This window comes from Trichocoleus sp. AS-A1, from assembly GCF_039962015.1.
Taxonomy (GTDB): Bacteria; Cyanobacteriota; Cyanobacteriia; order Cyanobacteriales; family FACHB-T130; genus FACHB-T130.
In genome coordinates this window covers 1-13,637 of record NZ_JAMPKG010000025.1, presented here as the reverse complement: position 1 = coordinate 13,637, position 13,637 = coordinate 1, and the positions used below count along the sequence as shown (strand labels likewise).

The 13,637-nt window shown below is 47.2% G+C and carries 15 protein-coding genes, 1 tRNA gene and 1 pseudogene; 11 read left to right on the top strand and 6 right to left on the bottom strand.

The features are described from left to right. Positions 1 to 370: 370 nt before the first annotated feature. On the top strand, positions 371 to 1,447 hold the full coding sequence (gene ribD / locus NC994_RS18550) for a bifunctional diaminohydroxyphosphoribosylaminopyrimidine deaminase/5-amino-6-(5-phosphoribosylamino)uracil reductase RibD (protein WP_347276151.1): 1,077 nt from the start codon (positions 371 to 373) through the stop codon (positions 1,445 to 1,447). A gap of 85 nt (positions 1,448 to 1,532) precedes the next feature. Continuing rightward, the gene (locus NC994_RS18545) at positions 1,533 to 2,144 is read left to right on the top strand and encodes a hypothetical protein (protein WP_190438221.1); all 612 of its coding nucleotides are present in this window, start codon (positions 1,533 to 1,535) and stop codon (positions 2,142 to 2,144) included. Positions 2,145 to 2,208: 64 nt separating this feature from the next. Here NC994_RS18545 and NC994_RS18540 read toward each other — a convergent pair whose 3' ends face one another. Further along, entirely contained in the window at positions 2,209 to 2,442 is a 234-nt protein-coding gene (locus NC994_RS18540) for a hypothetical protein (RefSeq protein ID WP_190415034.1), read from the bottom strand. Between the two features lie 637 nt (positions 2,443 to 3,079). Between NC994_RS18540 and NC994_RS18535 the strand changes: the two genes are divergently transcribed. After that, positions 3,080 to 3,634 carry a Uma2 family endonuclease gene (locus NC994_RS18535; RefSeq protein ID WP_190414891.1) on the top strand — a complete coding sequence of 185 codons (555 nt, stop codon included), beginning with the start codon at positions 3,080 to 3,082 and terminating at the stop codon, positions 3,632 to 3,634. A 189-nt stretch (positions 3,635 to 3,823) separates the two neighbouring features. Here the strand turns inward: NC994_RS18535 and NC994_RS18530 are convergent. From NC994_RS18530 to NC994_RS18520, 3 genes are all read right to left on the bottom strand, one after another. Beyond that, a tRNA-Ala gene (locus NC994_RS18530) sits at positions 3,824 to 3,896 on the bottom strand. 114 nt (positions 3,897 to 4,010) lie between these two features. After that, positions 4,011 to 4,733 carry an HAD family phosphatase gene (locus NC994_RS18525; protein ID WP_190438217.1) on the bottom strand — a complete coding sequence of 241 codons (723 nt, stop codon included), beginning with the start codon at positions 4,731 to 4,733 and terminating at the stop codon, positions 4,011 to 4,013. Further along, the gene (locus NC994_RS18520) at positions 4,730 to 5,635 is read right to left on the bottom strand and encodes a class I SAM-dependent methyltransferase (RefSeq protein ID WP_190438213.1); all 906 of its coding nucleotides are present in this window, start codon (positions 5,633 to 5,635) and stop codon (positions 4,730 to 4,732) included. The genes NC994_RS18525 and NC994_RS18520 overlap by 4 nt, the downstream gene beginning before the upstream one ends. Positions 5,636 to 5,880: 245 nt before the next feature. Between NC994_RS18520 and NC994_RS18515 the strand changes: the two genes are divergently transcribed. Further along, positions 5,881 to 8,028, top strand: a complete 2,148-nt coding sequence (locus NC994_RS18515; protein WP_190438347.1) for an RtcB family protein — start codon at positions 5,881 to 5,883, stop codon at positions 8,026 to 8,028. 568 nt (positions 8,029 to 8,596) lie between these two features. After that, positions 8,597 to 9,514, top strand: coding sequence for a hypothetical protein (locus NC994_RS18510; RefSeq protein WP_199299720.1), 918 nt, complete (start codon positions 8,597 to 8,599; stop codon positions 9,512 to 9,514). Positions 9,515 to 9,568: 54 nt separating this feature from the next. Here NC994_RS18510 and NC994_RS18505 read toward each other — a convergent pair whose 3' ends face one another. After that, positions 9,569 to 9,952: a hypothetical protein gene (locus NC994_RS18505; protein WP_190438210.1), complete on the bottom strand. Its 384-nt coding sequence runs from the start codon at positions 9,950 to 9,952 to the stop codon at positions 9,569 to 9,571. Between the two features lie 125 nt (positions 9,953 to 10,077). Between NC994_RS18505 and NC994_RS18500 the strand changes: the two genes are divergently transcribed. The 4 genes from NC994_RS18500 (at position 10,078) to NC994_RS18485 (ending at position 11,423) form a co-directional block, all read left to right on the top strand. After that, positions 10,078 to 10,488 carry a hypothetical protein gene (locus NC994_RS18500; protein ID WP_190438207.1) on the top strand — a complete coding sequence of 137 codons (411 nt, stop codon included), beginning with the start codon at positions 10,078 to 10,080 and terminating at the stop codon, positions 10,486 to 10,488. Positions 10,489 to 10,491: 3 nt separating this feature from the next. Next, positions 10,492 to 10,818 (top strand): hypothetical protein, encoded by a 327-nt coding sequence (locus NC994_RS18495; RefSeq protein WP_190438205.1) that lies wholly within the window; start codon positions 10,492 to 10,494, stop codon positions 10,816 to 10,818. 165 nt (positions 10,819 to 10,983) lie between these two features. Beyond that, entirely contained in the window at positions 10,984 to 11,208 is a 225-nt protein-coding gene (locus NC994_RS18490; RefSeq protein WP_190430446.1) for a type II toxin-antitoxin system HicA family toxin, read from the top strand. Beyond that, positions 11,205 to 11,423, top strand: a complete 219-nt coding sequence (locus NC994_RS18485; RefSeq protein WP_190438202.1) for a type II toxin-antitoxin system HicB family antitoxin — start codon at positions 11,205 to 11,207, stop codon at positions 11,421 to 11,423. Before NC994_RS18490 ends, NC994_RS18485 begins: the two co-directional genes overlap by 4 nt. A 231-nt stretch (positions 11,424 to 11,654) precedes the next feature. Here the strand turns inward: NC994_RS18485 and NC994_RS18480 are convergent, their stop codons facing one another. Further along, entirely contained in the window at positions 11,655 to 12,392 is a 738-nt protein-coding gene (locus tag NC994_RS18480) for an SIMPL domain-containing protein (protein WP_190414914.1), read from the bottom strand. A 6-nt stretch (positions 12,393 to 12,398) separates the two neighbouring features. Here NC994_RS18480 and NC994_RS18475 point away from each other — a divergent pair, with 6 nt between their 5' ends. Then, positions 12,399 to 12,575 (top strand): hypothetical protein, encoded by a 177-nt coding sequence (locus NC994_RS18475; protein WP_190425244.1) that lies wholly within the window; start codon positions 12,399 to 12,401, stop codon positions 12,573 to 12,575. 177 nt (positions 12,576 to 12,752) lie between these two features. After that, positions 12,753 to 13,523: pseudogene (locus NC994_RS18470) on the top strand (cation:proton antiporter); the annotation flags it as partial. Positions 13,524 to 13,637 lie beyond the last annotated feature (114 nt).

Genomic DNA, 13,637 nt, shown 5'->3' with positions numbered 1-13,637 from the left:
GTAGCGATCGCCTAACTATAGGGGTGAAAATTGGGGTGAAAATCAATATAACTTTTGAAGGCGGGTAATCGCAAACTTAGTGATTGGTTCCCCGACAGATGAATTCCTCAAAGTGAAGTACCATGAAACGGTGCTTATCGGCTCATACGATCTCCCAATATTCCGCTCTTCACAGGTAAACACGCGATCCTCTTTTTTTTGCAGGGATAATCCACCTAGCATCCCTCCCTAAGCCTGCTCCTGCTAAAGTAGGCTGGCTATTACACTCAGGTGTAGCCAGGACAGCAGCAAACTCATGGACAACTTTTCCGCAAACACCCAATCGGATGCACCCCAACAGGAGTCCCCTTTTACCTCCTTCGACCGCGCGATGATGCAGCGGTGTATAGAACTAGCCCGTCGCGCCTTAGGACAAACCGCGCCCAATCCCCTAGTGGGTTCTGTCATTGTCCAGGATGGGCAGATTGTGGGGGAAGGGTTTCATCCCGGTGCCGGTCATCCCCATGCAGAAGTCTTTGCGCTGCGAGACGCCGGTGAACGAGCCAAAGGAGCCACAATTTATGTCAATCTGGAACCTTGTAACCACTACGGACGGACGCCTCCCTGTTCGGAAGCGTTGGTAGCCGCAGGGGTGAGCAAGGTGGTGGTGGGCATGGTAGACCCCGATCCGCGCGTGTCGGGAGGCGGGATTGAGCGGTTACGAGCAGCAGGAATCGAAGTTGTGGTGGGCGTGGAAGAAGACGCCTGTCGGCAGCTGAATGAGGCTTTTATCCATCGAATTCTCTACCGGCGTCCGTTCGGCATTTTAAAATACGCCATGACTTTGGATGGCAAAATTGCCACAACGACCGGACACAGCGCCTGGATCACCAGCCCTGATGCCCGCAATGAGGTACATCGAATGCGGGTGGCGTGTGATGCGGTGATCGTGGGCGGCAATACGGTGCGTCTGGATAATCCCCACTTGACCAGCCATCAGACAGAGGCACACAATCCCTTGCGCGTAGTCATGAGTCGCACGCTGGATTTGCCCGTAGAGGCTCATGTGTGGGAGACAGCAGAGGCTCCCACTTTAGTGTTAACAGAGGTGGGAGCTAATCCGGATTTTCAGCAGATGCTGCTGAAAAAGGGTGTGATGGTAGTGGAGCTGACTCCACTGACACCGACGAAGGCAATGGCGTACTTATATGAGCGTGGATTATCGGGCGTGCTGTGGGAATGTGGCGGCACGTTAGCAGCAAGTGCGATCGCAGAAGGGACAGTGCAAAAAATTCTGGCCTTCATTGCTCCCAAAATTGTCGGCGGCAGGTTGGCTCCTTCTCCTGTTGGGGATTTGGGGTTTGCAAGCATGACAGATGCACTCACTCTAGAGCGCGTCCGTTGGCGAGCTGTCGGCTCAGATTGCCTGGTTGAAGGTTATTTACCCTTAGCAGTCAGTAGTCAGTAGTCAGTGGTTATTGGTCATTCGTGAATGGCGAATAGCTAATTGTCAATTGCCATTCGCCATTCACAAAACTGATAGCTATCAAAATATGGTCGAAGTGATTGTATGGAGCCTGTTGGTTGGAAGTTTTGGTCTGGAGGCAGTCATGGTAAGCGGATGGATGCGCTGGCAGCAGGTGAGTGCAGGTCAGCAATATGAGGAAGAGGAAGAAACTTTGACTCGTTATGAATCTAAACAAGACCTGGCACCCGCAGAGCTGCCTTCTAATGGTTCCTCTGCCCAAACGTTCAAAGATCCGCGACTGATGGGCTGGGAATTTAAAATTGTGCGAGCTAAAGGCGATTTATTTCGCAATCCAACGGTTTTTCAAAAGCTGTGTGAAGAAGAGGCACAATCCGGCTGGATTTTATTAGAAAAAATGGATGACCGGCGGGTGCGGTTCAAGCGACCGACTGCCATGAGGGACATGATTCCATCAGAATCTCTCGCTTATGACCCCTATCGCAGCCATTACGGGCCTGTCTTGACGCGGCGTACCATCACAGCAGCGATCGCTGCTGTGATGGCGATAAGTTTACCGGCTTATTTGGGCTATGCCCTGGTGTCGGCAACGCTTGCGAATTCTTCACAGATTAATACACCTGCGGCACCCCCACCGGAGCCGCAGTCTTTCCCAAAGCGTCCCTTGGCACCCAGGTAGCTTTTGGCTTCTAACAATTGGCACTTTAGAAAGTAGAGACGCGATGTAAATCGCGTCTCTACTGTTAATGGGTTTCTTGCCAGACAGACTGACGCTCTTGAGCGAGATCCCGGATCAGGGATAGCTTTGAGTGCAGATAGTCAGTCATAATATTTGTTTCGTCGGAATTGAGCGATCGCTGTTGTTTCAGTTGCTTCAGCAGCCACTGTACTAGGCTGGCATCGTCTAGCTTCAATAACATATTGGCCTGAGTAGTTTCAATTAAAGCCCAAAGCTGACGCAGCATTGTGGGAGTCATAAAACCTCCTATAAGCGGATAGCTGTTCTGAGTGCCGAATTGGCTGGGAACGGGTGTTATGTGGGTGGTGGGAGCAGATGGGTACGGCACACGGCCTCTTATTTAATTATTCCTTTAGTTTTCCACGATAACTTATCTGGTAATACCAAAATCGCGATCGCACAAGTTGCAACAAGAGTTACCAAATACTTAACAAAGCGAACAATAACTTGACAGGGACTAAGGCGGAAAGTTAAAACTGGTTCCGGATTAACGATGGAAGGGAGCCGCTCAAGGCTTGTAGAGACCTCTGAAACCCCATCCCAACCCTCGTGAAAAAATTTAGGCTCAATAGGCGTTTCAGGAAAATTGAGCCAAGAAAGAGGCTAAAAGACTCAGGCTGCAAGTGTTGTAAGCGGAAATCAATCAATTGAGTCGTTAGTTTTGGGTGACAAAGGCGCAAGTAAAGAGCGAGTCGTTACCGTCAGATTGAGCAAGATAAGCCGTTTTATGAGTCGCCATAGGTGACGAGCGATGCAAAGGTTACTGAAGTTAGAACAGGTCATGGCGGAGGAAGTGCGAGAATTCAAGAAACTATTACAGGCACGATCCCTCCTAACCCGCTGAGAAGCGGAATGGCGATCTACTGAGTGAGAAGATGAGTATAGTCACGCAGCCCTTAACTCTGGAGGAGTTCTTAAAACTCCCAGAAACTAAACCCGCATCTGAGTTTATTGACGGAGAGGTTATTCAAAAACCCATGCCTCAAGGTGAGCATAGCCGATTGCAGTTTAAATTTTGCGCGGTTGTTAACGAAGTCGCCGAACCGCAGAAAATTGCGATTGCATTCCCAGAACTACGCTGTACGTTTGGGGGAGACTCGATTGTTCCAGATGTTGTGGTGTTTCGGTGGGAAAGAATTCCGCTTCGTCCTTCTGGAAGGATTGCCAATCACTTCGAGATTTATCCCGATTGGTCAATTGAAATCTTATCCCCCGATCAGAGCCAAACGAAAGTATTAGGGAAATTGCTCCATTGCTCCCAGCATGGTACAGAGTTAGGGTGGTTAATCGATCCAGAAGAGGAGAGTATTTTAGTTGTGTTTCCGGAGCAGCGAGTACAATTGCTAAGGGGAACGGCTGAGTTACCTATTCTTAGTGGGATTGGGTTAAAACTGACGGTTGAGCAGGTTTTTAGTTGGTTAACGCTCTAAGACGGATAAGGATTTGCCTGTAAGCGATCGCAGATACTAAGGTGACAGGCGATGTGCAATTTATCAATCTGCAATTAAACCATCGAACTGTAGAGCTTCCTACAGCTAAGAAGACCAAAATCTCCATATAGCTACTCATTCTTAGTAGAGTTTTAGTAGACTTTAGATTAATTACCTTGCTGATGTTAATGGAGAATAGGGAACTCGAATCCCTGACCTCTGCGGTGCGATCGCAGCGCTCTACCAACTGAGCTAATTCCCCAAGCTGTGAGCTAATAGCCATAAGCTATGAGCTATTGAACTTCAATATTCTAAAATATTCTAGCATCCAGCCAGAAACAACTAATTATCGCGTTATCCGTACAGAGTCAGTGGTTTATCCGATCGTTGCCTGGGGTGTACTTCGAGAATAGACTTGTTCCACCCGCTCTAATTCTAAGTCGGAAAACTCATCGACAGCCCAGTTTGCCCAGCGTTGCAGCATATGAAACGGGTAAGTATGCGCTACTCCCACTACTGGCACACCAGCAATCTTTGCAGCTTGAATTCCGGCTGGGGTATCTTCAATCGCCAGACACTCCGATGGCAGTAGGTTGAGATGAGGATATTGCTGATTGAGGCGTTCCACTGCCAGAAGATATCCATCGGGTTCTGGCGAACTCGCGCTGATGTCGTCACCAGCAACAATGACGCTAAAGAACTCAGCCACCCCGGTGCGAGTTAATACCAGTTCTACCTCAGAACGAATGGAGCCACTGACTACACCCAGTTTCAATTCTCGCATCCGCAATCGGTTAATGAAGTCTTCCAAGCCTGGATAAATAGGTAGCTTTTCCAGCGCCTCTAAGCGTTGCTGGTAGGCTTGCGCCTTGCGGTTCACCAATTCGGTTAAATAGTTTTCAGTGACAAACCTACCGCGATTTTTCAGCAGCTGATTCAGGCAGGCGCGATCGCTCCTACCTAAACAAAATTGCCGGTAATCTGTTGGTTTAGACCGCAGATTCTCTGAAATTAGAACTTCATCAATTAGTTCTCGGTGAATTGCCTCATCGTTAATAATGACACCGTTAAAGTCAAACAAAACTGCCTTCAAAGTCATGCCGTTGTGCCAAAAGCTGGGGCACCAAAGCCCTCCAAATCCTGATTATCTGCCGTGCTACTGGTCGCTATACGGGATGTTGATACCGAGCCAGGATTTTGAACTGGGATGGGTTTGATGCCTCTAGTGACTTGGTGTATCCACAACACATCCTGAGTTTGCACCGCTTCAAATCCTGCTGTTCCCATCCAGGCATCTACGCTATCACCGGCGTAAGCTCTGATGTACGGCTCCTCAAAAATATCACTTAGCCAATCTACTTGGCGAATCGTTTTCTGATTGCCATCGAGAATCAACACCTCTCCCCCAGCCTTTAGCAGGCGGAAGCTTTCCCGCAAGATGGCGCGAGATATCGGAGGTGGTGTCTCGTGAAACAACAAAGAAGCTGTTACCAGGTCAAAGGACGCATCAGGAAAGCCAGTTTCTTCAGCATTCCCGTGCAAAAATTGGATGTTTAGCGGTACTTTTTTGGCTTTGTAGTCAGCCATCACCAGCATATAAGGCGACAAGTCTAGACCAATGACTTCCGCTTGCGGGAACGCTTGCTTTAACATCAGCGTTGTAGAGCCGGTACCGCAGCCTAAGTCTAAAATCCGTCGCGGTTGCCCTCCAATCGCATTAATTAAGCTTTGGCGTACCCAAGTTTCGTTGGGAGGCAAGGCGTACTGGGTAATCGGGTCGTAGGAAACTGCCGCACCGGAGTTGAGATAACCGCGCTCAATGCCGTGGAAGTTTTGGCTACTGTAGTAGGAAGGATAGGAAAGATTGGGTTTACGGAAGCGATCGCCCTCTTGCTCCCAATCCACACTCTCATAGAAACTCCGCAGCTTCTCTTCATCAATCAACAGCCGAACCACAGGTGCTAAGAAGCGCTCATAGATTGAGTTCTTGCCAACCGCCATAGGATTTTATCTGCGTTGTTGTAGATTACCTGAGGAGCGTTCTCCTCTTTACAAATCTTAATGCTATTTATAACGCAGAAACTCTTCCTGCGGATGTCTTTGGGAGATGACAAACCCGCACTCCTTTATGTATTATAAGAGTAATACATAAAGTATTATTGCCAGAGCTACCTCAGCGCAGATTGCGATCGCGACCGGGAGTAGGCTTGCAGCATCATGGATCTTTATATCAGCGGCAAACGTTTATGCCATACGAAAAACTAGAAATTTCAACCTCAGTGCCAGTGCTATCTTGGGCAAACCATGCCCTCGGTTCTGATGAAACCAAGATGGCAAAGAATGTCGCCTCCCTACCATTTGTATTCAAACACGTAGCGCTGATGCCAGACGTTCACCTTGGCAAAGGTGCCTTGGTAGGTTCTGTTGTGGCGACTAAAGAAGCAATTATGCCAGCTGCTGTCGGTGTGGATATTGGTTGCTTTACTGGTGACACTCTGGTTCCTTTAGCTGATGGTAAATCCTACCCAATCGGAGAACTAGCCAAAGCTCAGCAAGAGTTTGTTGTCTATTCCTGCACCGAGACTCAAAGAATTGTAGCCGCGAAAGCTACGGCTAAGCTAACTCGTCGTAATGCAGAACTCTTAAAGGTAGTTCTCGACAACGGAGAGGAAATCAAATGTACCCCTGACCATCAATTCATGCTCAGAAACGGCACTTATCAGGAAGCTGGCGACCTCAAAGCTGGTGCTTCGTTGATGCCTTTTTATTCCCAAGTAGATAAAGATGGATATATTTTAATCCAGCAACCCTATTCAGGTAGATGGCAAAAAGCGCACTGGGTTATTGCTCGGTCTGGGTTATTAGAGAAAGTTCCTTCATTTAACGGTCAGAGAACTGTTATTCACCACAAGAACTTTGAGCAAGCTGACAATCGTCCAGAAAATCTAGAGTTTATGGGTGATAAAGATCATTCTGCCTATCACCGCTCATTAGTAGACAGGAATACCCATTGGGAATCGTTAGAGTTTGAGGAAAAAAGAAAGCAAGCGATCGCGGCTAAAGCCACTACTCCGGATGGATACAGATATTATTCTGAAAGAGGGACGAAACATATTCTTCAATATATGCAGGAATGTCCAGAACATTTCAGGGCATCCGTATCGGGAAAGGGGGCCAGAGGAAAGCAGTTTTTAATTCAATACAACACCAGCGAAAAGGGAAGATACAAGAGCAAGGAAATTGCTAATCGGATTTACATCTGTGAAACTTGTGGAGATGAAGTCAAAAGTCCAATCGGGCTTCATAATCACAGAAAGAATCAACACAGCTACAACCATAAAGTAGTCGAAATTATTCCCTTGGCAGAAAGAGAAGATGTTTACTGCTTGACAGTGCCAGAATATGGTAACTTTGCCCTAAGTGCTGGCGTTTTTGTCCACAACTGCGGGATGATGGCAATTAAAACACCCTTTACTGCCGAACAATTGGAGGGTAAGCTAAAGCAAATTCGTCTGGATTTAGAAGCAGCGATTCCGGTTGGTTTCAATGAAAACAAAGATGTTGAAAAAGCTGTTTTAAACTGGCAGGGTTGGCGAGATTTCAAGGAATTGCATTCAGGGGTAAAGCGCCTGGAAAGTAAAGCCATGAAACAGATGGGTTCTCTCGGTGGCGGGAATCATTTTATAGAAGTTTGTCTGGATACGGAGAACTCTGTCTGGTTAATGCTGCACTCTGGTTCGCGCAATATCGGCAATATGCTGGCGCAAAACCATATTGGCACGGCTAAGGAACTCGCGAAACTAGCAGGCGATCGCTTACCCGATCCAGACTTAGCTTACTTTGTCGCTGGTACGCCTGAATTTGCCACCTACTGGCACGATTTACAGTGGGCGCAAGACTACGCCCGTTTCAACCGTGACGTGATGATGGCGCGTTTCAAGCGGATTGTAGAAAAGCATCTCGCTGGTGGTAAACAAACAAAGCCGCTGCTATCAGTGAACTGTCACCACAACTACGTCGAAAAAGAAGTTCATTTTGGCGAAGATGTGTATGTCACTCGTAAAGGTGCAGTCCGGGCGCGTGAAGAAGATTATGGCATTATTCCCGGTTCAATGGGGGCAAAATCCTTCATTGTTAAGGGTAAAGGTAATGCTGAAAGTTACTGTTCTTGTAGTCACGGTGCTGGACGTTTGATGTCTCGAAATAAGGCTAAAAATGTCTACACATTGGATGATTTGATTCAGCAAACAAATGGTGTAGAGTGCCGCAAGGATGAGGGGGTTTTGGATGAAATTCCGGGCGCTTATAAACCGATCGAGCAAGTCATGGCTAATCAAGCGGATCTCGTTGAAGTTGTGGCGACGTTGAAGCAGGTTGTCTGTATTAAGGGTTAGTTTATGTAGGGTGGGCAATGCCCACCTTTTTTGTTTTTTAACGCAAAGGTACGCAGAGTTTAATTAACTTAAAATGTAGTTGGATAATCTTCCACGGATTAGTAAGAATTTCTGACACAAGCGATCGCTTATGGTACTTCTCATCGATAAAAGTACCCAGGAGAACTTGCTGAAACCCTTGCCTATTCTTCCTCTTCTACCATCTGTTCAATAAATTTTTGCACTAAAGGCACAAAAATGCGAACTGACAAGTTAGTGCTTCGCTATCGCCTTGTTGATGCAACACTTCTTTCCTAACCAGTTTTCGGACAATCCTGGGATTTTAGTTTGTGGGAGTTTCTCCTGAAACTAGACACCGCAGGAAGTTGCGATCGCTATCTTACAAACTTCTTCACAATTCCCGATAATACTCGCTCTAAATGGAGTAAGTCCCTCAGGTGCTACCCCGAAAAACTAATTTGCTGGTATTGCCATGTCAATAATGCCTCTCAAATTCCCAAAAAAATCTGAACTTGTCACGAACTAAATATACAGATGTGATTAAGCATTCGGATACCAATTGCGGAACATGAAGAAGACATTGGGGACGCGGCTTCAACAAAATCAACTCTCGAAACGACAAAAAATGGCTCTAAACCAAGCGTTGTGGGGAGGAGGGGCTTCCGTTTCTAAGGATACCGTTTTTGCTGCCCGCCTCAAGCAATTGCTGCTGCGGGCTTTTATCATTCACAAGTATCGCCAACACCTACCGGCTAGCACTCTACAAGAATATCGCTGTGACCTAAAACGCCGCTTAAAGCAGTGTCTCGGCTCACAGGCGGATAACAAGCTAGGGTGGAGATTGAAAAAGCGCTATTCTGAAGTTCCTTATTACTTGTTTCTAGTTCTGGACGAAGCTTGTAGTCCGACCCTTTCCAGCACTGACACGCCAACACCAGCCACAGGGAAAGTCTCTCAAACTCCCAACCGAGTTTGTGCTGACAAGAAACACAAATTTGGTTCATTTGGCGATCGCACTTTTCGAGTTACCTTCGTGAGGTTGTACTTCAGCTATTGCGTAAACAACCCCAGAATCGTCAGCCTCAAGAAAATGCTGGGTTGTATCAGCCTAATTCTGGTCAAAATCGGCGATCAGCCTGTCCGAGTCCGAGATAGGTGGATTCACTACCACGACTTATATCACCTTGAGGTTAGCCTATTGGAGAGAATTCTGATGGGAAGAGACTGGGTGAGTGGTATTCATGGCATTAACGCTGGCGTGTTCCATGAATCTACGATTATTGGGGAGTATGACAGTTTTCTTGATGAAGCCCGAATCGCTATCCATGAGGCGCTAACCCGACCGACACCTTTCAGTCAACTCAAGGCTCTGTGTTGGATGACTTTGCTATTGTTACAGGGAATCAATCCTTTGGCTGTTCTCCTTCGTCATCTTAGGAGTATGAAGAAAAAGCAACAAGAATTATGGGATTGGTTAGACATCTGAGATGGGTTATTTCAACCATAAGGATGCTGACTTTGCTATAGGGTTGAGAAGATATCAAATTTCCATCACTACACGTTTGATAAACTTCTCTACTAAAGGCACTTGGAAGCAGTAGCCATCCTCTGTTGTCTGCAAAAGCGTTGTGTCTTGCAGTGCGATCGCTTCTTTGTAAACTAGACTTTGTAGTAAGTTGCGATCGCTATCTTTCAAACTTCGCCACATTTCCCAGAAATCCTCACCTCCGCAGCGAGTGAGATGAATAATGGTATCTACAGCAGCGCGATCGCAAATATTGGTGAAGTCCTCTACAGGCTGTAGGATTAACTCACAGGCGGATTCCTCTTCTAAGTAGATCACCCGCAAGCTACCAGTGTTAATCAAATAGTCGCTCCAGTAGTTGGAAAGCTCTTTCGGCTCGTGGGAACCACTGAACAGCAAAGTTCAAAAGGTAGATGTTTGCACTACGTTAGGTGAATAAGCTGTAAGCTTTCAGTTTATCCACCTCAATCGGGGAAATATACAGAAATTTTCTCCATAATTAACGATTTATACCAATTACCTAAATGGCAGAAAATATGAGCGAAGAGTTGCAATGGCGGATCACGAGTTTCTTTAATTATTGGAGAGAACGACACGCATTTATCCGTGATTTAGACTTCAGCAAGCACAGCCATGAAGCTAACGTGTTGCTCTGGGGAGAACTTGACCAGCTTTCCAACCTATGGGCAGGCAACATCGGAAGTAAGCAATGCGGCAAGAAAATGGGTAAACGCAATATTTTCGACGCTTTCCTTGCACGCTACGGTGGTGAGCTATTCCAGCTTGTCTCATTACCGGACATCTGGAACCGAGTCGATAAAGGGAAAGCTGCGGATCTACCTGAGAATATACGCACATTTTTGGGCACAGTTGGGGGACGCTGTACTCCAACTGTGCTTCAGGAACAACGGGTACGTTGTTCCTCGGAGGACTAGAGTTTGGATGCGACCATCACTAGGACTCTGGCAAATTACCCGGAAATGGATCGCACTAAGCTTGAGGAATGGCTAACTTTTTCTCGATACGGCGCGATCGCCTACAAGCAAATGCGGTGTGCATACATCCATGAGGGGCGACCGGGAAAGGGTACGCACAGCTTCAAGTTACACGGATTCGCCGAAAGACCCACATACCGTAGCGCGATCTATGCTACGCCCCCGATAATGGGCTTCGATATTGAGTTCATGTTACGTGTATTGGGGTTCTGCATCGACGAGTTTGAAGCTGATGCACTAGCGTTGCAGGCAGATCCCGTTCCCGAATAATGATGTACCATCATCGGTTGTCTGTAAGGCGTTTCGAGGGGTTCGTTGTCAGCACAGGACCCTAAGTTTCTGCTAGAGCGGACGCGCAGTCTCTTAAAAACCCGGTACGATTTCAAAGAACTCGCTTATCAATGAAGATTCAATGGATCGGCGTAAACAAAATCCATGCCCCGGAAAATTCGAGAGTTAAAAGCTCAGATTGCGCGTGAAGGGTTTGTATATCTGCCCAAGCGCGGCAAAGGTAGTCACGAGCGTTGGCGACATCCTTTACTTAGAAAAACACTGACAATTCCAGGTAAGGATGGAGACGATGTACCCCTCTATTTAGAGAAGCAGTTAGCGCGATTATTAGCTGAACTGGAGGAGTTAAGAGAGGACGAAGATTCATGAATCGATACAGCATGGTTATTCAGTGGTCAGATGAAGATCAACTTTTCCTAGTCACTATCCCAGAGTTTGGCGATCGCGTTGTCATGCCTTGCACTCACGGCAAAACTCGTGAGGAAGCAATTCACAAGGGCGAAGAAGTGATTGAAATGTACTTAGAAGCATGGCTTGCAGAAGGTGAATCCATCCCTGAACCCAGTACGCTTCAAATTGCCTGATTACCTTTTTAGAAGTCCTACTCTGTAGTCAGTTCACCCAACTTGAGAACGTGACCTAGGTTGAAAAACAAGCATAGACAAAGCGATACTCACTTGCGTAAACACTCAGTTCCTTGCGGGATACCAGCACCAGCATTAAGGCGTTGTTGGTGAGGAGCGATCGCAAGTTGTCCTAAAATCCGTTATCGAATTCCTCAGAAATATCAAGTGGGCAAAAGCCCACAGATATTCCTAATAGGTAATTTGTAGAGTCACGGATGCCTCTACCTGTTGTTCGCCACCAATCACGGGTGTAGACGCCTCTACTTTTCCAGATCGCAAAGCCATGTCAGCTAGGGGCATTGGGGGCGGCGGCGTCGTAGAAGCACCATTAACTTGAATGTTTACCACTTCCCGGCGAGTAAGATTTAGGGCACTCAAAACAGCATCCGCTTGCTCTTGGGCATCTTGAGTCGCTTCGCGCAAAGCTTGCTTTTGAGCGGTCGCGATCGCACTATCAGCAGCAATAAAACTAATGCCGTCAATTCGCGTCGCCCCAGCTTTCACTGCTTCATCCAGAAGCGTTCCGGCTGTTTGATTATTGACCCGAAAGCTAACGATGTTGGTGGCCGTATACCCAGTCAGACGCTGGACGTTATTTTCATAGCTGTAAGTCGGGTTGAGGCTAATGCCAGTGGTTTGTAATTTTTCGACATTGCGAGATTTTAGCAAATCCACCACTGCGCTAGAGCGTCGTGCTGCTTCCTGCTGCACATCCGCCGCCACTTTACCCTGAACCTCAACCCCCAGCCGCACCAGCGTTAACGTTGTTGCAATCGATTCTTCTCCCCTGCCAGTGACAGTGATGGTTCGCAACATTTTCTCTTGGGCGATCGCTGGATTCGTCATGATTACACTTAAAAGACCCACGGCGAAAGATATTGCCTGACGCTGATACCAGGAACTTGCGAAAGATGGAGTTCGATTCATTAGATCGTGTTGTCTCATACTAGAACTGCACCAGCTGCTTTTCATTGTGCCGGTGGAATGTTCCTAATCTGCCACTACCACAGCCAAAAAATCTCAGCAGTTACCGTTTTAGCAACTCAGGCGATAGTGCTAGTTGTAATGCAAGGGGTATCGCCCGATCGCCAGTCCTATCGGGGATGGTAAGTATTTATACTTTGCTTTCAGGGATTAGATTCAACTATGCGATCGCGCCGCGAAATTGACTGCGCCCCTTTTAAGCCATCATCTTGACAGGTCTTTGACTCTTGTTAAATCCCCAGATAAAAGCTTGATTTTGTAAAGAAGCTTGTACATTGAAAAGAATGATTTTGTGCAGAACTCATGCCGATAGATGCAGCTCACTGGCTTAGTTTACTAAGCCCAACTTTCTCACTCTCACTTTCGAGCAAAACCATTCCTGTCTTAGCGACAGCAACACAAGAAGCAGAAAAAAGTCCAGTGGTCTTAGCGGCAGTGTTACTGACTTTAGTCATCATTTACTTCGCTAGCAAAATGGGGGCGGAGATATCAAACTGGATGGGCTTCCCGCCTGTATTAGGCGAATTGGTCGGCGGTGTAGTGGTGGGTATTTCTGCCCTGCATCTGCTGGTATTTCCAGAAAGCGGGTCAGTCGCTTCTGATTCTGTCCTGATGTCCTTCTTGCAACGCACTTCTGGCTTAAGTCTCGACACGATTGGTGAAGTATTTCAAACCCAGAGCGAAGTCATTTCCGTTTTAGCAGAACTGGGCGTAATCGTACTGCTATTTGAAATTGGTCTGGAGTCGAACTTAAAGGAACTGATGGCAGTCGGTATCCAGGCAGTCGTCGTCGCAGTGGTGGGGGTAGTGGTGCCCTTTGCAGCTGGCACTGCGGGGCTGATGCTCTTTTTTGGCGTGCCAGCGGTTCCGGCGATTTTTGCGGGTGCGGCTTTGACTGCAACCAGCATTGGGATTACTTCCAAAGTTCTCTCAGAATTGGGGCGTCTCACTTCTAGAGAAGGTCAGATTATTCTGGGCGCTGCGGTTATAGACGATGTTCTGGGTATCATCGTCTTGGCAGTCGTGGCAAGTTTGGCAAAAACGGGTGAAGTAGATGTCAGCAACGTCATTTATAGCGGTTCTCACATGAGAGGAATACACTCTGAGGTATCAGGAGCAACGTAGTAACAGCAATGAGTGAACCAGCCAATCATGTCTTTAATGGTGACTGAATTGAATGCTTCTGTA